Consider the following 18686-nt stretch of genomic DNA (forward strand, 5'->3'; position numbering starts at 1 on the left):
TCTATCAGGGCTAGGGCACTCATTTTCAAAAGAAATTCTATCCAAAATAAGATCTAATGAGAAAATTAATCAACCATGAAATGAATAATTAGATTTTAAAACTATAAAAAGTGTTTTTTAATGATTTTTAATCTAAATTTGAATAAATAAAACCCAATCAATAGATTTTCTTTCATCTTCTAAAAACAAACAAAAATGACTTTAGACGCTACAGATAAAAAACTTCTGGTTTTGCTTCAAACCGACAGTAAAAAAACAACCAAAGAATTATCCTTAAAACTGGATCTTTCTGTTACAGCGGTATATGAAAGAATTAAAAAATTAGAACGCGAAGGAGTAATTAAAAACTACGTCGCCTTAGTCGATAAATCCAAAATTGAGAAAGGGTTTGTAGTTTTCTGTCACCTAAAACTCATTCAGCATACCAAAGAATTCCTAACCAAATTCGAAAGTGAAGTCATCAAACTCAACGAAGTTTTAGAATGCCATCACGTAAGTGGCGATTACGATTATATTCTAAAAGTCTTAGTAAAAGATATGGAAGCGTACAGAGAATTCTTGGTAACCAAATTAACTTCTTTACAGCATATTGGAAGCACCCAAAGTATGTTTATGATTAGTGAAGTGAAGAACTCGACGGTGATTTCGTTCTAAGAGGTTCAAAGGTTCAGAGAGGCAAGGCGCAAAGATTTTATGTAGAGACGCACAGCAGTGCGTCTAACGTCCTGTTTGTCATCCTGAGGAACGAAGGATCACACGCGAAACTCTACAAAGATTTGCGATTTTGCATGCGGAGCTTCTAGTGTGATCCTTCGTTCCTCAGGATGACAAGCATGGGTATAAACTTTGCGACTCTGCTCCCGATAGCTATCGGGATTGCGAGATTAAAAAAACAAAAAACTTAGCGACCTTTGCGTAATTCTTAGCGCCCTTTGCGGTAAAACCTTCCTCCAAAATTTCACACAAAAAACATTGAAAATTAAACCTCAAACAGAACTTTATTGCTTAATTTTGTAACCGCTAAAATAAAAACAAAATACTATGAGTTCATTTGACGTAGTCATTATAGGTTCAGGTCCTGGAGGATATGTATCAGCAATTCGTTGCGCACAATTAGGTTTCAAAACTGCAATTGTAGAAAAATATAATTCATTAGGCGGAACTTGCCTTAACGTAGGTTGTATTCCTTCAAAAGCATTATTATCTTCTTCTCATCATTATGCTGAAATTGCTCATTTCGCAGATCACGGAATTGAAGTTTCTGGAGATGTAAAAATCAATTTAGAGAAAATGATCGCGCGCAAACAAGCCGTTGTAGATCAAACTGTAGGTGGTATCAACTACTTAATGGATAAAAATAAAATTACTGTTTTCAATGGTTTAGGTTCTTTCGTAGACGCAACGCACATCGCAGTTGCAAAAGCAGATGGAACATCAGAAACTATCGAAGCAAAATATACTGTAATTGCTACAGGATCAAAACCATCTTCTTTACCATTCATCAAAATTGATAAAGAAAGAATCATTACTTCTACTGAAGCTTTAGCTTTAAAAGAAGTTCCAAAACACTTAGTGATTATCGGTGGTGGAGTTATCGGAATCGAGCTTGGACAAGTTTACCTTCGTTTAGGAGCTCAGGTTTCTGTAGTTGAATTTATGGACAGAATTATTCCTGGAATGGATAGTTCATTGTCTAAGGAATTGACTAAAGTGTTGAAAAAACAAGGAATGAAATTCTACGTTTCTCACAAAGTAAAATCAGTTGAAAGAAACGGCGATGCTGTTGTAGTTCAAGCTGAAAATGCAAAAGGAGAAACGATTACTCTTGAAGGAGATTATTCATTAGTTTCTGTTGGTCGTCGTCCTTACACAGACGGATTAAACGCTGACAAAGCTGGAGTGAAAATTTCAGACAGAGGACAAGTTGAAGTAAACGATCATTTACAAACTAGTGTTCCAAATATCTACGCAATTGGTGACGTTGTTCGTGGAGCAATGTTAGCGCACAAAGCGGAAGAAGAAGGAGTAATGGTTGCTGAAATTTTAGCAGGTCAAAAACCACATATCGATTATAACTTAATTCCTGGTGTAGTGTACACTTGGCCAGAGGTTGCTGCAGTTGGACAAACTGAAGAGCAATTGAAAGCAGCTGGAGTGAAATACAAATCAGGAAGTTTCCCGTTCAAAGCGTTAGGACGTGCAAGAGCAAGTGCTGACTTAGACGGATTCGTAAAAATCTTGGCTGATGAGAAAACAGATGAGGTTTTAGGAGTTCACATGATTGGTGCTCGTACAGCAGATTTAATTGCTGAAGCAGTTACTGCAATGGAATTCAAAGCTTCTGCTGAAGATATTTCAAGAATGAGCCATGCACACCCAACTTTCGCGGAAGCGGTAAAAGAAGCAGCTTTGGCAGCTACAGAAAATAGAGCGTTACACGTATAATTTTTACGTTAATCATAAAAGAAAAACCGTCAGTTCCAAATGGATTCTGACGGTTTTTTTATTCTTTTATTAATTTGAAAGTATAATAGGTTTCTTTGTTTTTGGAGTAAACGCTGTAAATGTTTTCTTCTTCATCATAAATTTTGTATCGATATTTATCACCCTTTACACTAAGGTTTTTTCGTGGCAAATTATTGCTTTCAATAAACTCAAGTTCAAATTCGCAATTGTTTCTTTTTCGATACAACAACTTCGAGAAAGTATTATCGCCGAATTTTTCTATCCAAAGATTTCCATTTATAGTTACCTCGACTTTTTTTCCTCTTTCTTCCCAGTAGTGAAATTTTTTGCTTTCGTCAAAAGTATTGCATTGCTCCTTAGATACATGACCTACAGGTTTTTCGTTTTGCATTCCCCAGTCATTTTGTATTGAATCTTTAGGGAAAAGCGCATTAAATTCATTACAGTTTTTTTGAAGACGATAAATCATTTTTTCAAAAGCTTTTCGCTGTGCGATCGTATCTTTAAATTTTGCCAAAAAAGGCATGACATGAGATTTATTAATGCTATGAAGTCTTATTTCGTTATTTAAAATTTTGTTTTCAGCCAAATGACTGGCATATTTCATTGTTTAAAGAATCTACTGTTTGTATAGTTTGAGATTGGCTAGTAAGAGAAAATAAAATAAAGAATAGTAATAGATGGATTCTCATTTTTGAGTTATTGATTGTGTGTCAAATTTAATGGTTTGTAACTCAAGTTGTAAAAACTTTATCGAAATTTTCAAAATCCCTTATTTTTTTGCTGCTTAAAAATATAAACTTGAAGAAAAATTTTGTAAATTAGATGTGTATTTCAGGTGTTATCTTTATGATTATTAAAAAGATAGTATTATGAAAAGTAAATATATCGCTCCGATTCTAATTGGAGCAGGAATTGGAATCGCATTGTACTCTTGTGGAAGCGGAATTCCAAAAAATGCACAGGCTGTAACAAACTTTGACAGCAATAAATATCTCGGAAAATGGTACGAAATTGCCAGATTAGATTACAAATGGGAGAGAGATTTGAATAATGTAACTGCCGAATATTCTTTAAACGAAGATAAAACTATAAAAGTCGATAATAAGGGCTATAATGTCAAAAAAGACAAATGGGAACAAAGTGTCGGGAAAGCTAGATTTGTCAAAAAAGACAATATTGGTATGCTGAAAGTCTCATTTTTTGGTCCTTTTTATTCTGGTTATAACGTCGTAGCAATCGATCCAGATTATAAATACGCGCTTGTGGCTGGAGAAAGTTTAAAATACATGTGGATACTTTCTAGAGAAAAAACAATTCCAGAAAGTGTAAAAGCAGATTATCTTATCAAAGCTCAGGAAATTGGATATAATGTAACCGATTTGGTTTGGGTTAAACAGGATAAAGCGAATTAAACAAAAGCCCGTCAGGTATAAACTTGACGGGCTTTTTGTTTTATGTTGAAAAATGATTTACGCAGTAAAAACACTTTTATAATTATCCCAGTATCTGTAAATCAAAAATAAATTTCCTATAAATAGAAGCACTGCAATTGGCAGACCATCGGGAGTTAAAAAATAATTGATAAACAAAATATTTACCGTAATTGGTAAGATCAAGATGTTTGCTAAAGTTACGTAACGCCCAGTTACAAATGCAATTCCACAAAGTAATTCAATAGATTTTGCCAGTGGCATTAAATACGTCGAAGCCATTAAACCTACGTTAAATGCTTTGAAGTTTCCTGTGGTTTCAGGCTCTGGCATTAGATGGAAAAAATAACTGATAGAGGCAAAAAGTAGCAAAAGGCCAATTAAAACGCGGACAATAATAGTGGCAATTTTCATAATACTTAGGATTTTTTAAGGTTAAAAAATATAATTAAGTTATTGGAAAAGATGCAATCTAAAAGCTCAAATGAGAATCGCAAATTATTTTTTTTGAGGTTCTATTTTAAGGATTTTGCAATTAAATTAATGCTGTTTTAGGATTATTCTAATTGTATATCAAATATAACGAATTTTTTCTTATAAAAAGAATGTATTTTTAACAGTTTTACAGTGTAATTCAAATCATTTCATTATTTTTTTTGCTTTCCGCTAATGAAAGAATTTTGTCGTAATTTTGACCTTTAAAATTACCATTTTTGAGAGTTTCCATCCGTAAAAATATTGCCAATCCGAAACTGTTTAAAGAACAGATTTTAAGTTGGGCGCAGCAATTTCGCGAAGTCGTTTTTTTAGACAGCAATTCTTATCCGCAGCAGTATTCTAATTTTGACTGCATATTGGCAGTAGATGCTTTTACTTCTTTAAAAACAGATTATTACAATGCTTTTGAAGATTTAAAACAATATCAGCAAAATACAAAAGACTGGCTTTTTGGATACCTTTCTTATGATTTAAAGAATGGTATTGAAAATCTTCATTCCAATAATTTTGATGGTTTGAACTTCCCCGACTTGTTTTTCTTTCAGCCTAAAAAAGTTTTTATTCTGAAAGGAAATGAACTTGAAATTCAATATTTAATGCTTTGTGATGATGAGGTAGAAGAGGATTTTGAGGAAATAATAAAAGTTCAGGCCGAAACATTTGTCACACTGAGCGGAGTCGAAGTGAAGCAACGTATTTCTAAAGAATTATATGTTCAGAAAGTAAATAAAATGCTGAAACATATTCATGTTGGTGATATGTACGAAGCCAATTTCTGTATGGAATTTTATGTTGAAAATGCTGTTATAAATCCTTTAGAAAAATTTCAGAAGTTGAATGAGATTTCACAAGCTCCCTTTTCAGTTTTCTTTAAAAATTACAAACACTATTTGCTTTCTGCTTCGCCAGAACGCTACTTGAAAAAAGAAGGAGATAAGATCATTTCTCAACCCATAAAAGGAACTTCTAAGCGTTTTGCAGATCCAATTGAAGACGAAAAATCAAAGAGTGTTTTAGTTTCAGACACCAAAGAGCGAGCTGAAAATATCATGATAACCGATTTAGTGCGAAATGATTTGTCGCATACCTCGCAAAAGGGTTCCGTTGAAGTCGAGGAGCTTTGCGGAATTTATTCGTTTTTGCAAGTGCATCAGATGATTTCTACGATCACTTCCAAATTAGATTCTCAATATGCGGCAGTAGATGTTTTGAAGACGACTTTCCCGATGGGAAGTATGACGGGCGCTCCAAAGATCTCGGTGATGGAAATTGTCGAAAATCTTGAAGAAACCAAAAGAGGATTGTATAGTGGGGCGGTTGGTTATTTTACACCTGAAGGCGATTTTGATTTTAATGTCGTAATCAGAAGTATTTTGTACAATCAAGAGAATAAATATGTTTCTTTTTCGGTTGGAAGCGCTATAACATCGCTTTCAATTCCAGAAAAAGAATATGAAGAATGTTTGCTAAAGGCAAAAGCAATGCACGAAGTTTTGCAATAATTTTTTTTTCGCCATGAATTCACGATTTATTATTATCAAAGATTATCAAAATAATTCGTGAATTGCTTCGCCTGTTCGCTGTCGCTCGAGTCGTGGCATAAAAAAATACCCGCTTAACATTTCGTTTAAAAATAGATCAAATTTAATTCTTTACTTTTATCAGATGTTTTCAAAATTTCAAAATCATATCGTTTCAAGATTTCCTTTTTTAGCCGAAAAAAAGCTTTTTCTGGCTGTAAGTGGCGGATTAGACAGTATGGTTTTGCTACATTTATTGAACAGACTGCCTTATGAAATTGCAGTTTTGCATTGCAATTTTCAACTTCGCGGATTGGAAAGTTTTGGAGATCAGGAATTTATTCAGAACTATTGCGATCAGAACAATATCCCGATTTTTACCACTCATTTTGATACTGAAGCTTTCGCTAAAGATTATAAATTATCAACACAAGTTGCAGCAAGAGAACTTCGTTACAGCTGGTTTTATGAACTTTTGGAAGAAGAAAACTTCGATTATGTCCTGACAGCACATCATGCCGATGATAATCTAGAAACTTTTATTATCAACCTAACTCGCGGAACTGGTTTAGAAGGTTTAACTGGAATTCCAGAACAAAACGATAAAATTATTCGTCCGCTTTTGCCTTTTTCTAGAGAAGAAATTTTGAAGTATGCAGAGGAGAATAAAATAGAATGGAGAGAAGACAGCAGTAATGCTTCGACAAAATATCTCAGAAATAAGATTCGTCATAATTTAGTTCCGGTTTTAAAAGAAATCAATCCTAATTTTCTAGATGCTTTTCAGAAAACCCAGTCCTTTCTTCAAGAATCAAAAGAAATGGTTGAAGATGCATCGATTATGGTATATCAGCAGGTGGCAAAAGAAGCGGGAGATGATATTCATTTTGATTTAAATCAGTTAAAAAAACTTCCAAATTATAAATCGTATCTCTACCAATGGCTAAATGAATTTGGTTTTTCTGCCTGGAATGATATTTATGATTTGGTTGAAGGACAATCAGGGAAACAAGTTCTTTCGGAGGAATTTAGATTGCTAAAAAACAGAGAAACGCTTATTTTAAGTCCGTTTTCTGAAATGCCAGAAAACGAAGAATATGAAATTAGTGAAAACGATACAGAAGTTAATTTTCCCTTAAAAATGAGTCTTTGTAACGTAGGTCACACAACATTCGGTTCAAATAAGGTTATATTTGTCGATTCCAATAAAATCCGTTTTCCATTAGTTTTGCGTAAATGGAAAGAAGGAGATGTTTTTCAGCCTTTCGGAATGAGAGGAAAATCTAAAAAAGTAAGCAAGCTTTTTAAAGACGAAAAATTATCATTGATCGAAAAAGAAAAAACTTGGATTTTATGTTCTGAAAATGAAATAGTCTGGGTTGTTGGAATAAGACAAGACGAGCGTTTTAAAATAGAGAAAACCACAAATCAAATACTAAAAATAGAATTACAATAATGAACTTTACTCGAAATCTTCAGACAAATTTGTCAAAAAATGTTTGGACTAAAACCATTTTACTTTTCGTATTTTTCTTTGCTTTTGCAAAAGGTAATGCGCAAATATTAGAGCCGGTAAAATGGACTTCTAAAATTGAGAAAAAAGGAAACAATGCCGTTTTAATTTTTGATGGAACAATCGAAAAAGACTGGCATATGTATTCGCAGTTTACTCCAGACGGCGGACCTTTGGCTTTAGAAATAACTTTTAAAAATCAGAAAGGAAACTACGAATTAGTTGGAAAAGCTAAAGAAGGTAAAACTAGAACAGCTTTTAACGATGTTTTTGGCGTAGATGAAACTTTTTTTGAAGGAAAAGCACACATTGAGCAGGAAATAAAAATCATAAACCCGAATTTAAAAACGGTTGATGTAGATTTTGATTTTCAGGTTTGTAAAGAAGTTTGCATCAATTCGAGCAAGAAATTCTCGATTGCCGTTCCTTCAACTTTCAAAATGGATGAAGTTCCAGTTGTAACAGAAGCTAAAGCTGATGAAACAAAAGTAGTAGGATTAGCGGTTGATACCGTTAAAAAAGAAGAAATCGCACAGCCAAAAGTGGAGAAAACGGACGAAACTGCACAAGAAGAAATTCCTGCACCAGCGCCTTCAAGAAGTTTGTGGTCGATCTTTTTTATTGCCTTTTTATCAGGATTTGCAGCATTGTTAACACCATGTGTTTTCCCAATGATCCCGATGACGGTAAGTTTCTTTACCAAACAAAGTAAAAGCCGTGCAAAAGGAATTAGAAATGCAATTATCTACGGATTTTCAATCATTGCTATTTATGTAATTTTAGGCCTTATTGTAACTAAAATATTTGGTGCTGATGCCTTAAATGCTTTGTCTACAGATGTTTGGTTCAACTTGATTTTCTTTGTGATCTTAGTTGTTTTTGCTACTTCATTTTTGGGTGCTTTCGAAATCATGCTTCCAAATTCATGGGCAAATAAAGCAGATCAGCAAGCAGATAAAGGTGGTTTAATCGGAATATTATTCATGGCTTTGGCTTTGGCGATTGTATCATTTTCTTGTACAGGGCCAATTGTTGGAACTTTATTGGTTGAAGCAGCTTCAAATGGAGGAATTGCGCCAATTGTCGGAATGCTTGGGTTCTCTTTAGCATTAGCGCTTCCGTTTATGTTATTTGCCATGTTCCCGGGATGGTTAAATTCTTTGCCAAAATCTGGAGGATGGTTAAATACTGTAAAAGTAGTTTTAGGATTTTTAGAGCTGGCTTTGGCATTCAAATTTTTATCAAATGCCGATTTAGTTTTACAATTGCATTTCTTAGAGAGAGAAGTGTTTATTGCAATCTGGATTGCTATTTTTGGAGCAATGACATTATATTTATTTGGAAAAATTACCTTGCCTCACGATAGTCCTACGAATCATATTTCTGTTGGAAGATTGTATTTAGGATTACTGACATTTGTGTTTACCATGTATTTAATTCCTGGACTTTGGGGAGCGCCTTTAAAATTAATCAGCGCATTCCCGCCGCCGCCGCAATATAGTGAGAGTCCGTTTGGAGTTGGAGGTTCAGGAAACGGAGCAGTTTCTTCAGAATCTATTAAAGGACTTCCAGAGGGAGCTGAGTTAGGCCCACACGGAATTATGGTTTTCCATGATTATGAAGATGGTTTGGCTTATGCAAAAGAAATCAATAAGCCAATTATGCTTGATTTTACAGGTTATGCTTGTGTAAATTGCAGAAAAATGGAAAATAATGTTTGGTCAGAACCAGCAATTTTACCAATTCTTAAAAATGATGTGGTTTTAATTTCGCTTTACGTTGACGATAAACGTGAATTGCCAAAAGAAGAGCAATTTACAACTGCATCAGGAGATAAGATTATTACTGTTGGCGATAAATGGACCGATTTTATGATCTCAAAATATAAAACGAATACACAGCCTTTATATGTTATTACCGATTTGGAAGGAAAGAATATGAATACTTCTAAACCAACAATAAGTTATGTAAATGCAGATGAATATTTACATTGGTTAAAAGAAGGAATTTCGAATTTTAAGTAAATCTTGGGAGAATAGAATATAGAATATAGATTATAGATTATAGAGTAAAGAGAATAGAGTAAAGAGAATAGAGTAAAGAGAATGGAACTGAGAAAAATTTCTAATCTATAATCTATATTCTATAATCTATATTCTATATTCTATAATCTATAATCTATATTCTATAATCTATATTCTATAATCTAAAATCTGCAATCTAAAATCTACAATCATAAAAGGTATTTAATTCAAAAAGCACTCTAAGTCAAATTTAGAGTGCTTTTTTATTTATCAAGTAATGTGAGAAGGGAATTTATTCTTATAAGAATTCTCCGTGTTGAGAGATGTCTAATCCTAGTTCTTCTTTTTCTTCAGTAACTCTTAGAGGAGTAATTTTATTTACGATGAAGAATAAAGCATAAGAAGCTACAAAAGCAAAGATTGAAACAATAACTAAAGCAGTCAATTGATTGATGAATAAAGTTGGAGTTCCGAAGATTAAACCTTGATTATCTCCAACTGCAGGGTTGATTGCTTTTGATGCGAAAACACCAGTTAAAAGCATTCCTACCATACCACCAACACCATGACAAGCAAATACATCTAGAGCATCGTCAATTTTTCCTTTAGGGAATTTACTTACTACGATGTTACTTACAATTGCAGAGAATAATCCGATGAAGATTGCGTGAGGGATGCTAACAAATCCAGCAGCAGGTGTAATAGCAACTAGACCTACAACAGCTCCGATACAAGCTCCAAGCGCAGATAATTTGTGTCCTAAAATTTTATCAAGGAAAACCCAAGCCATTGCAGCAGCGGCAGCAGCCACAGTAGTAGTTCCTAAAGCTTGAGCAGCAAGACCATTAGCTCCTAAAGCAGATCCAGCGTTGAAACCAAACCATCCAAACCAAAGTAAACCTGTTCCTAATAATACATAAGTAATTCTAGCAGGATTAACTTTTTGAACTTTTCTTTTTCCTAAGAACATAGCTCCAGCCAATGCAGCCCATCCAGCACTCATGTGTACTACAGTTCCTCCAGCGAAGTCAAGAACTCCCATTTTGAAGAAAACTCCATCAGGATGCCAAGTCATGTGAGCAAGCGGAGCATATATTAATAATATGAATAAAACCATGAATAGCAAATAAGCCCAGAAACGTACACGTTCTGCAAAAGCACCTGTAATTAACGCAGGAGTAATGATGGCGAATTTTGCCTGAAATAATGCGAATAATATAAATGGAATTGTTGGTGCAAGGCTCCATGCGGTATTAGTTCCAACTCCTGCAAAGAACAAATTCTCAGACGGGTTTCCGATAATTCCTCCAATTGTTGGTCCAAAAGCCAATCCAAAAGCAACAACTGTCCATAGAATAGTAACAATTACCATTGCCATAAAACTTTGAAGCATAGTACTAATTACGTTTTTCTTACCTACCATACCTCCGTAGAAAAATCCTAATCCAGGTGTCATTAGCAATACAAAAGCAGTGGCAACGATCATCCAGGCAGTATCTCCAGTATCAAATTTTACAGCTTCTGCAGGTATTGGGTTGTCTGCAATAATAAAGTTTGAAATAAAGGTTAGTACCAAAATCGTGATAAGAATCACACTTAAAATAATTTTTCGCATAGTTATTTAGTTTTAAATTTTTTATAAAAGTATAAAATGATTTAATACCCCCTAAAAAAATAGGGCTGTGTGCTTTATTTTTGTTAAATTTAAAATTTAACCCCTATGATTTTGCGTGAATTTCTTAAAACAAACTTAAAATTTACAATTTGGCAACATTTTTTTTTCACTTACCACCATTTTTGATAATTTTTGGGGTAATTGATTGCTATTTTTTGTAGGATAATAGATATTTGTTGTTTAAAAAACGTCTCTTACATCTCGTAAAAGATATTTTTTAATCTTTTTAACAATTTTGATGATTATAATATAAGGATGAGAAATAGAAGTATTAAATGGGGAATAGTAGGATTAGGAAACATTGCAAACCAATTTGCATCAGATTTAGTATTGATTGAAAATGCTGAGCTTACGGCAGTTGCTTCAAGAGATTTAGCTAAAGCGGAGGAATTTGGAGGAAAATTTAATGCTTTAAGAATGTACAATTCTTATGATTTACTTTTTGAAGATTCAGAAGTTGAAATCGTCTACATTGCAACTCCTCATAATTCGCACGCAGAATTATCTATTAAAGCTTTAGAAAGTGGTAAACATGTGCTTTGCGAAAAGCCAATGTCTTTATCTTTTAAAGACACGCAAAGAATAATAAATGCTTCTAAAAAATACAATAGGTTTTTTATGGAAGCATTCTGGACAAGATTTATTCCCTCCGTTCAAGATGTTCTTGAGAAAATAGACAACGGAATAATTGGAGACATAAATTATATAAAAGCTGATTTTGCCTTTCACGGAAGTGAAACAGAAAACAAAAGACTTTTTGATAAAGAACTAGGAGGAGGAGCGCTATTTGATATTGGAGTTTACCCTTTGTTTCTGTCTTATATATTATTAGGATACCCAAAAGAGATTGCCGCGAAAGCGATTAAACATAAAAATGATATCGATCTACAGACTTCGATGATTTTACAATACGAAACAGCTCAATCGGTTTTGCATGCTTCTATAGTTTCTGAATCTGATATGAAAGCCGTTATTGCAGGAACAAAAGGGAGAATAGAATTAAATGCTCCGTGGTTTATTGCCGATGGCTATTCTTTATATATAAATGAAGAAAAAGAAGCCACATTTACTTTACCAGCTTTAGGAAAAGGATATTCTCATGAAATAATCGAATGTCAAAATTGTATTCTGAGTAATGAAATTGAAAGTAAACTTTGGTCGCATCAGAATAGTTTGGATTTGAGTAGGATAGTGGAAGAAGTTAAGAATAAATCGTAATCAATAAAAATCAATATAATACATCCATTCACCAGTTTTTCTATTTTTAGCAAAATAGAAGTTACCGCTGTCAATGATATTTAAGTTTGCTTTTTCATCAGAAGAAATTTGAAATACAAATTCATAATCTTCGCCAAAATCAATTCCTGACTGACGATAGCTTGCATATCCTCCAATTTTATGACCATTACTGTTTTCAAAAAAATCATAATAAGAGCCAATAGTGGCAGAGTCTTCCAGCTCCAGTATTTTGTCTGTGATTTCATCTGAAATCCCGGAAGCATCTTCCCAAACCGGATAATCTTCTTCAATTAATTTATTAGATAAAGGAAAAGCTTTTATAAACGATGCATCATTTTGTAAATCTTTTATAACAATTTTATCTGTGTTTTTGTATTCGCGCAAAACCCAATTATTTCCGTTAGATGTTAAATCCATGGGGAAATCGTGAGATATAAAAACGGTAATGATTTTAGTTTCTTTTAAAATGTCGGGTACAAAAGGAAACTGATCGAAATATAATTGAAATAAAGGAAGCATTAAGTTCCCTTTTTGATCTAATGGAATTTGTTCGTTTTCATTATATAAATAAACTTTTCCAATCCAGCTTTCAGTAATTGAATTATTTGGCTTGAACCCGCCAGATATAAATTCAGTCGCATTTTTTTCTAGTACTCTTTTTATTTTTTCTATTTCATCCATTGCCAGTTGATTTTAAAAGAAAAGTAAATTTAAATATATTATCTAAGTTAAAAATCTATTTTCATAAAAATAAAAAGTAATAAAATATTTACAAATATGAATAATTTTGTTTCTAATTGTAATACTTTTACTCTTCAATAATAGATGAGTTTTTATGTTAGTAAAAGTTTACGGAAGTGCCGTTTTTGGAGTTGAAGCCACAACGATTACAGTTGAGGTTCATATGGATAAAGGAATTGGTTATCATTTAGTTGGACTTCCAGATAATGCTATAAAAGAAAGCAGTTTTAGAATTGCCGCTGCTTTAAAGAATAACGGTTTTAGTTTTCCGGGAAAGAAAATTACAGTCAATATGGCACCTGCTGACCTTCGAAAAGAAGGTTCTTCATACGATTTGACATTGGCAATGGGAATTCTGGTCGGTTCAGATCAGATTAAAGCGCCAGAAATTGAACGCTATATTATTATGGGAGAACTTTCTTTGGATGGAAGTTTACAGCCTATTCGCGGAGCGTTACCCATTGCAATCAAAGCCAAAGAGGAAGGTTATAAAGGATTTTTTCTCCCAATTCAGAATGTAAAAGAAGCAGCTATCGTAGCGGGTTTAGATGTCTATGGGGTTGAAAATCTAAAAGAAATAATTGATTTCTTCGGAGGAAAGGGAACGCTCGAACCCACAGTTATCGATACAAGAGCGGAATTTTATAAAACACTCGATTTCCCTGAACATGATTTTTCAGACGTTCGCGGACAAGAAAGCATTAAACGCTGTATGGAAATTGCAGCGGCGGGCGGACATAACATAATTTTGATTGGTCCACCAGGAGCAGGAAAAACGATGCTGGCCAAACGTGTTCCGAGTATTTTACCGCCAATGACTTTGCGTGAAGCTTTAGAAACTACTAAAATTCATAGCGTTGCAGGAAAATTAAAAGAAGTCGGATTGATGAATCAAAGACCTTTTAGAAGTCCGCATCATACGATTTCTAATGTCGCTTTGGTCGGAGGCGGAAGTTACCCTCAGCCAGGAGAAATCTCGATGGCGCATAATGGTGTTTTATTTTTGGATGAATTGCCAGAATTCAAACGTGATGTTTTAGAAGTGATGCGTCAGCCTTTGGAAGATCGTGAGGTAACAATTTCGCGTGCAAAATTTACTATAACCTATCCGTCATCTTTTATGCTAGTGGCAAGTATGAATCCAAGTCCGAGCGGATTCTTTAATGATCCAAGTATGCCCAATACTTCTTCACCGCACGAAATGCAACGTTATATGAGTAAGATTTCAGGGCCATTATTAGACAGAATCGATATTCATATAGAAGTTACTCCAGTTCCGTTTGAGAAATTATCAGATGAGCGAAAATCTGAAAGCAGTGTAGAAATTCGCAAACGAGTTACAGCAGCACGAGAAATTCAAACCAAACGATTTGAAACGGTAGAAAATGTTCATTACAACGCGCAAATGAGCAGTAAACTAATTCGTGAATTTTGTGCTTTAGACGAACCTTCAAAAGAATTGCTAAAAACAGCCATGGAAAGATTAAACCTATCTGCTAGAGCTTACGATCGAATTTTGAAAGTTTCGAGAACCATTGCCGATTTAGATCATTCAGAAAATATTGTTTCTTCGCATATTGCTGAGGCAATTCAATACAGAAGTCTGGATAGAGAAGGATGGCTTGGATAAATTAACAATTAATAATTATCAATTGATAATTATTAATTGTTAATTGCAAAAAATGCTATTCTTTATTTTTTGGATAAAAGAATTTGAAAGAATTAAAAACAGCTGTATGCAGAATCGATCCGTGGTTTTCTTCGGGGAAATAATCGAAGTACGTTTTTACATTTTTGCTTTTGGATGCTTTTAGTTTTTCTGCAAGTAAATTGGCGTCAACTTCCATAACATGCGGAATTGCTGTTGGAGCTAATCCTTCTTTGCCGACAGCAATATAAATTTCGGTTGGCTGTTTAAAATTTTCTTTCAGCATTTCAGAATCCAAATCGAGTAATGAACCATTGTTCCACCATAAACTCGGACTTACAATAACATATTTATTAAAAAGAGCTGGTTTTTTAAGTAAGATTTCAGTTCCTAATAATCCGCCCAGAGATTGGTCTATAATGGTTTTAGAATCGTTTGTCTTGTATTTTTTTTCAATAAAAGGTTGTAGTTCTTTTTCGATAAAAGCAATAAACTGACCCGAATGACCAGTTGTAGGAAAACGAGTTTTATCTTTTTCGATAGTAGTAGGAAAGGTAAAATCTCTTTTTCTGTCAACAGTTGCAATTCCTACAACTATTGATTTTGGAACTTGATTGATCCATTCAAAACTATTAAACTGAACCAATCCAGAAATATGAATAAAATCTTCGTCGGCAGAACCGTCAAGTAAATAAATTACGGGGTATTTTGTAGCTTCAGTTGGATTATAGCCTTCAGGAAGATAAATGTTTAGAATTCTTTTTTCGTTTAATTCTTTCGATTGAATTTCGTCGATAACGCCTAAAACAAAAGGCTTTGAAGTTTCTATGGTTTTAGTTTTATTCTTTTGGCTGAATGCTAAAGTAGAAGAAAAAAGCAAAAAGGCCAGAGCAAAAAATTTGTTCATTGATAGTAAAGTAAAAATGTTTATGTAAAACGAAATTACAATTTTAATATCAGTAAATTCTTCTTTTGTTTTGACCTTTTGTATGTAATTAGATGATTATTTTGCTTTTTCTGCAAAAATAGCATCCAAACCTTCCATTGCAATAGTAAAACCTTCTTTGAAGCCCATTTGGATAATCATTTCCAAATCAGATAGTTTTTCATGTTTAATAACAACATCTACAAAAGTAGAACCATCTTTTTCAGAAAAAGTTACATCCCAGTCAGAACGCGGAAATTCTTTGTTTAAATTTCCTTCGCTATCGCTAAAAGCATCTAAATATTTAAAATTAGTTTTCGGACTAATTGAAGTAAAATCAGCAATGGCCCAATGCTTTTCGCCTTCTGGTCCAACCATGGCATACAATCTGCGTCCGCCTTCTTTAAATTCCATACTCTTTGTTTCCGATTTCCACGGAGCTGGCGCCCACCATAAATCCAATATTGGAGCTTCTGTCCATGCAGACCAAACTTGAGACAAAGAGGCATTAAATTCGCGTTTTACATTGACAGTATTAGTTTCCTTATCAACAGTAAAATTCATTAAAAGATTTGATTTCATTTTCTTAAGATTTTTAATTCGTTAATAATAATTCGGCTGAATTGACTTTATTTTTCTGCTAAGATTTTGTCCAAACCTTGCATTGCAGAAGTAAATCCTTCTTTAAAGCCCATTTCAATTATTTTTTGCAGTTCTTCAAAACTGTCACGTTTAATCACAATGTCAACAATTGTAGAAGTGCCGTGTTCAGAAAAAGTAATATCCCAAAACGAACTTCCAAATTCAGAATTCGGATTTCCTTCGGCATCAGAAAAAGTAGCAGAATGTTTAAAGTTTGTTTTAGGAGAAATTGAAGAATATTCAAAATAACTCCAGCGCTCAGCACCGTCGGGACCAACCATGGCATATAATCTTCTACCGCTTTCTTTAAACTCCATGTTTTTGGTTTTAGATTTAAACGGAGCTGGTGCCCACCATAAATCTAGAATTTCAGGTTCTGTCCATGCAGACCAAACATTTGATAACGGAGCATCGAATTCGCGTTTTATACTAACTCTTTTATTTTCCTTGTCTACAGAAAAATTCATTAATAAATCAGTCTTCATTTTCTTTAGATTTTAAGTTAAGTAATACTTGATCCAATTGACTAAAACGCTGTTCCCAAATTGCCTTAAATTGCTCCAGCCATTGATCAATTTCTTTCATTTTATCAATTTTGAGCTGATAATAAATTTCTCTGCCCAATTTCTTTTCTTCCAATAAATCACATTCATTCAATATTTTAATGTGTTTAGAAACCGCTTGTCTTGTAGTTTGAAACTGCTCTGCAATAGCATTTGGCGTTAATGCAGTTGAGGAAATCAAAACCAATATTGCTCTTCTTGTCGGATCGGCAATAGCTTGAAAAATATCTCTTTTCATTTTTTTGAATATTTATTCGCAACTAATCAGTTGCAAATATACGCAACTTTTTGGTTGCACAATTCAAAAAGACATTTTTTTATTGAAAAAGTTTAAAGCAAAAAGAAAAAGGCGCATCAAAAATGCACCTTTTTCTTTATAATTGTGTTATATAATTACCTTCTAAATTTATTCTTTACAATGATGTCTTTTAGCTTGGCTTTCAGGTCTTCACCTGTATCATACACCATCTGTTCGTTGTTCGGAAAAGCAATAGCGCGTTTGTCAAAATACCCTAAATAATTATCATCGCAAGCGTTTCTGTTCCCTTTGTAAGTCGAATACACATTTTCAAAAACATATTCGCTGCTTATCGGGAAAGTCTGGACTAGCTGATTGCTTTTTAAATCTACATAGTCCACTTTTGCAGTTACCAGACAAGACTTAAATTGTCTGAATTCATAAACCGTTGCGCGAAGTATTTTATAATTATCCACTTTAATTTCCTTACCCAAACTATCCTTTACAGGTCTTCCGCGGTTGTCCAAAAGCGTTTTTACGCCATCTTTAACTTGTCTTTCTTTAACAAATTCTTTCTCTTTAATTTGTTCTGGCGAAATCGCAATTTGTCTGAAATTAAGAATCAAACTATAATCGTACGACACATTTTTTTGTCTTGTGCTATGATAAACCGTCCATTTATCGTTTAATCCGTAGGTTTTAAAATCCAATAAATCTTCCTGAAGCATTTTCGGAATCACCATTTCGGTTTCATTTTTGGCATAAACATCGACAAAATCAGTTCCTTTAAACTGAGCGTCATCCATCAGTTTTTTGGTGTTTTTGTAGCCAGGATTAATGCTTTCCAAATAGGCAAAATCGTCATACGCTTTTCTAAAATCCAATTTGTTATTTGATTTCAAAAGAGTAGATGCGTTTTCATATAAATATTTCGAAAGTGCATTTTTACTGCTTACAATCTCATTCGAATAATTATCAAACGGAAAATTTGCATTTCTTCCCAGCTTCAATAAAGGCAAAGGCAAAATAGGTCTAATTTTTTCCTGACGATTATTTAGCTGTACATAAGTATTATAGATACGTTCGGCATTTGCCGGATTATTTTCTTTATTCAGCATTTCTAGATTACGCAAATCGCGGTCTTTGGCTTTTGCAAAGGCTTCTTCCAACAGATAAACATAATCTTGTTTTCCTTTAGAATCTTTTTTGGTGCGAAGCGCTTCAACGGCGCGATCAATTGCACCGTCGTAATTTCCATCGCTAAGCATTGATTGTGTTGTTTTTACCCCACAAGAAGAAAGGGCTAAAAACAATATAGAAACGAGAAAAGTAATTTTTTGCATAGTGTGTCTTTTGAAGTTGCAAATATATTTTATTTAACTTTCAACAACTATGCCTTTTTCTAATTTATTTAAGGAGCAGAAAAAGCTATTTTCATAAGAACGTTTACTCCCGCTGTCCACTAAATTCCCGATTAACAAAAACTACGGCTGAAATAGCCTTGTTTTTCTAAATCGGGAGATACCGCTTCCATCGGGGCTAGATTACAGCTTTTGTATTT

At 33.7% G+C, this 18686-nt stretch carries 17 protein-coding genes; 8 read left to right on the forward strand and 9 right to left on the reverse strand.

Going from position 1 to position 18686, the window contains the following annotated elements:
• Nucleotides 1–195 precede the first annotated feature (195 nt).
• Together QLQ95_RS14450 and lpdA are read left to right on the forward strand one after the other, a co-directional pair.
• A complete protein-coding gene (locus tag QLQ95_RS14450) occupies nt 196–654 on the forward strand; it encodes an Lrp/AsnC family transcriptional regulator (RefSeq protein WP_095931859.1) in 459 nt (152 codons plus the stop codon).
• Nucleotides 655–1041: 387 nt separating this feature from the next.
• Nucleotides 1042–2445 (forward strand): dihydrolipoyl dehydrogenase, encoded by a 1404-nt coding sequence (gene lpdA / locus QLQ95_RS14455; protein WP_320493890.1) that lies wholly within the window; start codon nt 1042–1044, stop codon nt 2443–2445.
• 58 nt (nt 2446–2503) lie between these two features.
• Here the strand turns inward: lpdA and QLQ95_RS14460 are convergent, their stop codons facing one another.
• Complete coding sequence (locus tag QLQ95_RS14460; RefSeq protein ID WP_482500364.1) at nt 2504–3073, reverse strand: hypothetical protein; 570 nt, start codon at nt 3071–3073, stop codon at nt 2504–2506.
• A 265-nt stretch (nt 3074–3338) separates the two neighbouring features.
• Here QLQ95_RS14460 and QLQ95_RS14465 point away from each other — a divergent pair, with 265 nt between their 5' ends.
• Nucleotides 3339–3881, forward strand: coding sequence for a lipocalin family protein (locus QLQ95_RS14465; protein WP_320493892.1), 543 nt, complete (start codon nt 3339–3341; stop codon nt 3879–3881).
• 57 nt (nt 3882–3938) lie between these two features.
• On the opposite strand, the gene QLQ95_RS14470 is transcribed toward QLQ95_RS14465, so the two are convergent.
• The gene (locus QLQ95_RS14470; RefSeq protein ID WP_095931855.1) at nt 3939–4313 is read right to left on the reverse strand and encodes a DoxX family membrane protein; all 375 of its coding nucleotides are present in this window, start codon (nt 4311–4313) and stop codon (nt 3939–3941) included.
• Nucleotides 4314–4612: 299 nt separating this feature from the next.
• Here QLQ95_RS14470 and QLQ95_RS14475 point away from each other — a divergent pair, with 299 nt between their 5' ends.
• The 3 genes from QLQ95_RS14475 (at nt 4613) to QLQ95_RS14485 (ending at nt 9454) form a co-directional block, all read left to right on the forward strand.
• Entirely contained in the window at nt 4613–5899 is a 1287-nt protein-coding gene (locus QLQ95_RS14475) for an anthranilate synthase component I family protein (RefSeq protein WP_482500365.1), read from the forward strand.
• Between the two features lie 163 nt (nt 5900–6062).
• Entirely contained in the window at nt 6063–7373 is a 1311-nt protein-coding gene (gene tilS / locus QLQ95_RS14480; protein WP_482500366.1) for a tRNA lysidine(34) synthetase TilS, read from the forward strand.
• Nucleotides 7373–9454: a protein-disulfide reductase DsbD family protein gene (locus tag QLQ95_RS14485; protein WP_428237940.1), complete on the forward strand. Its 2082-nt coding sequence runs from the start codon at nt 7373–7375 to the stop codon at nt 9452–9454. Before tilS ends, QLQ95_RS14485 begins: the two co-directional genes overlap by 1 nt.
• A 298-nt stretch (nt 9455–9752) precedes the next feature.
• Here the strand turns inward: QLQ95_RS14485 and QLQ95_RS14490 are convergent, their stop codons facing one another.
• Nucleotides 9753–11069 (reverse strand): ammonium transporter, encoded by a 1317-nt coding sequence (locus QLQ95_RS14490; RefSeq protein ID WP_095931329.1) that lies wholly within the window; start codon nt 11067–11069, stop codon nt 9753–9755.
• A 315-nt stretch (nt 11070–11384) separates the two neighbouring features.
• Between QLQ95_RS14490 and QLQ95_RS14495 the strand changes: the two genes are divergently transcribed.
• A complete protein-coding gene (locus QLQ95_RS14495; protein ID WP_482500367.1) occupies nt 11385–12347 on the forward strand; it encodes a Gfo/Idh/MocA family protein in 963 nt (320 codons plus the stop codon).
• On the opposite strand, the gene QLQ95_RS14500 is transcribed toward QLQ95_RS14495, so the two are convergent.
• The gene (locus QLQ95_RS14500; protein WP_482500368.1) at nt 12348–13049 is read right to left on the reverse strand and encodes a DUF1963 domain-containing protein; all 702 of its coding nucleotides are present in this window, start codon (nt 13047–13049) and stop codon (nt 12348–12350) included.
• Nucleotides 13050–13203: 154 nt separating this feature from the next.
• Between QLQ95_RS14500 and QLQ95_RS14505 the strand changes: the two genes are divergently transcribed.
• Nucleotides 13204–14739: a YifB family Mg chelatase-like AAA ATPase gene (locus QLQ95_RS14505; RefSeq protein ID WP_482500369.1), complete on the forward strand. Its 1536-nt coding sequence runs from the start codon at nt 13204–13206 to the stop codon at nt 14737–14739.
• 55 nt (nt 14740–14794) lie between these two features.
• Here QLQ95_RS14505 and QLQ95_RS14510 read toward each other — a convergent pair whose 3' ends face one another.
• The 5 genes from QLQ95_RS14510 to QLQ95_RS14530 all read right to left on the reverse strand — a co-directional run bounded on the left by QLQ95_RS14510 (nt 14795) and on the right by QLQ95_RS14530 (nt 18468).
• Nucleotides 14795–15664, reverse strand: coding sequence for an alpha/beta hydrolase (locus QLQ95_RS14510; protein WP_482500370.1), 870 nt, complete (start codon nt 15662–15664; stop codon nt 14795–14797).
• Nucleotides 15665–15760: 96 nt separating this feature from the next.
• Nucleotides 15761–16264 carry an SRPBCC family protein gene (locus tag QLQ95_RS14515; RefSeq protein WP_320493900.1) on the reverse strand — a complete coding sequence of 168 codons (504 nt, stop codon included), beginning with the start codon at nt 16262–16264 and terminating at the stop codon, nt 15761–15763.
• Nucleotides 16265–16311: 47 nt separating this feature from the next.
• Entirely contained in the window at nt 16312–16809 is a 498-nt protein-coding gene (locus QLQ95_RS14520; RefSeq protein WP_482500371.1) for an SRPBCC family protein, read from the reverse strand.
• On the reverse strand, nt 16799–17125 hold the full coding sequence (locus QLQ95_RS14525) for an ArsR/SmtB family transcription factor (RefSeq protein ID WP_095931335.1): 327 nt from the start codon (nt 17123–17125) through the stop codon (nt 16799–16801). Before QLQ95_RS14525 ends, QLQ95_RS14520 begins: the two co-directional genes overlap by 11 nt.
• Before the next feature lie 155 nt (nt 17126–17280).
• On the reverse strand, nt 17281–18468 hold the full coding sequence (locus tag QLQ95_RS14530) for a hypothetical protein (protein ID WP_320493901.1): 1188 nt from the start codon (nt 18466–18468) through the stop codon (nt 17281–17283).
• Between the last annotated feature and the right edge of the window lie 218 nt (nt 18469–18686).

The organism is Flavobacterium sp. B330r (genome assembly GCF_056824325.1).

What these genes read in the sequence shown, in the direction of transcription:
- QLQ95_RS14450 (WP_095931859.1), top strand. Translation starts at nt 196, where the DNA reads ATGACTTTAGACGCTACAGATAAAAAACTTCTGGTTTTGCTTCAAACC.
- lpdA (WP_320493890.1), top strand. Translation starts at nt 1,042, where the DNA reads ATGAGTTCATTTGACGTAGTCATTATAGGTTCAGGTCCTGGAGGATAT.
- QLQ95_RS14460 (WP_482500364.1), bottom strand. Translation starts at nt 3,073, where the DNA reads ATGAAATATGCCAGTCATTTGGCTGAAAACAAAATTTTAAATAACGAA.
- QLQ95_RS14465 (WP_320493892.1), top strand. Translation starts at nt 3,339, where the DNA reads ATGAAAAGTAAATATATCGCTCCGATTCTAATTGGAGCAGGAATTGGA.
- QLQ95_RS14470 (WP_095931855.1), bottom strand. Translation starts at nt 4,313, where the DNA reads ATGAAAATTGCCACTATTATTGTCCGCGTTTTAATTGGCCTTTTGCTA.
- tilS (WP_482500366.1), top strand. Translation starts at nt 6,063, where the DNA reads ATGTTTTCAAAATTTCAAAATCATATCGTTTCAAGATTTCCTTTTTTA.
- QLQ95_RS14485 (WP_428237940.1), top strand. Translation starts at nt 7,373, where the DNA reads ATGAACTTTACTCGAAATCTTCAGACAAATTTGTCAAAAAATGTTTGG.
- QLQ95_RS14490 (WP_095931329.1), bottom strand. Translation starts at nt 11,069, where the DNA reads ATGCGAAAAATTATTTTAAGTGTGATTCTTATCACGATTTTGGTACTA.
- QLQ95_RS14495 (WP_482500367.1), top strand. Translation starts at nt 11,385, where the DNA reads ATGAGAAATAGAAGTATTAAATGGGGAATAGTAGGATTAGGAAACATT.
- QLQ95_RS14500 (WP_482500368.1), bottom strand. Translation starts at nt 13,049, where the DNA reads ATGGATGAAATAGAAAAAATAAAAAGAGTACTAGAAAAAAATGCGACT.
- QLQ95_RS14505 (WP_482500369.1), top strand. Translation starts at nt 13,204, where the DNA reads ATGTTAGTAAAAGTTTACGGAAGTGCCGTTTTTGGAGTTGAAGCCACA.
- QLQ95_RS14510 (WP_482500370.1), bottom strand. Translation starts at nt 15,664, where the DNA reads ATGAACAAATTTTTTGCTCTGGCCTTTTTGCTTTTTTCTTCTACTTTA.
- QLQ95_RS14515 (WP_320493900.1), bottom strand. Translation starts at nt 16,264, where the DNA reads ATGAAATCAAATCTTTTAATGAATTTTACTGTTGATAAGGAAACTAAT.
- QLQ95_RS14520 (WP_482500371.1), bottom strand. Translation starts at nt 16,809, where the DNA reads ATGAAGACTGATTTATTAATGAATTTTTCTGTAGACAAGGAAAATAAA.
- QLQ95_RS14525 (WP_095931335.1), bottom strand. Translation starts at nt 17,125, where the DNA reads ATGAAAAGAGATATTTTTCAAGCTATTGCCGATCCGACAAGAAGAGCA.
- QLQ95_RS14530 (WP_320493901.1), bottom strand. Translation starts at nt 18,468, where the DNA reads ATGCAAAAAATTACTTTTCTCGTTTCTATATTGTTTTTAGCCCTTTCT.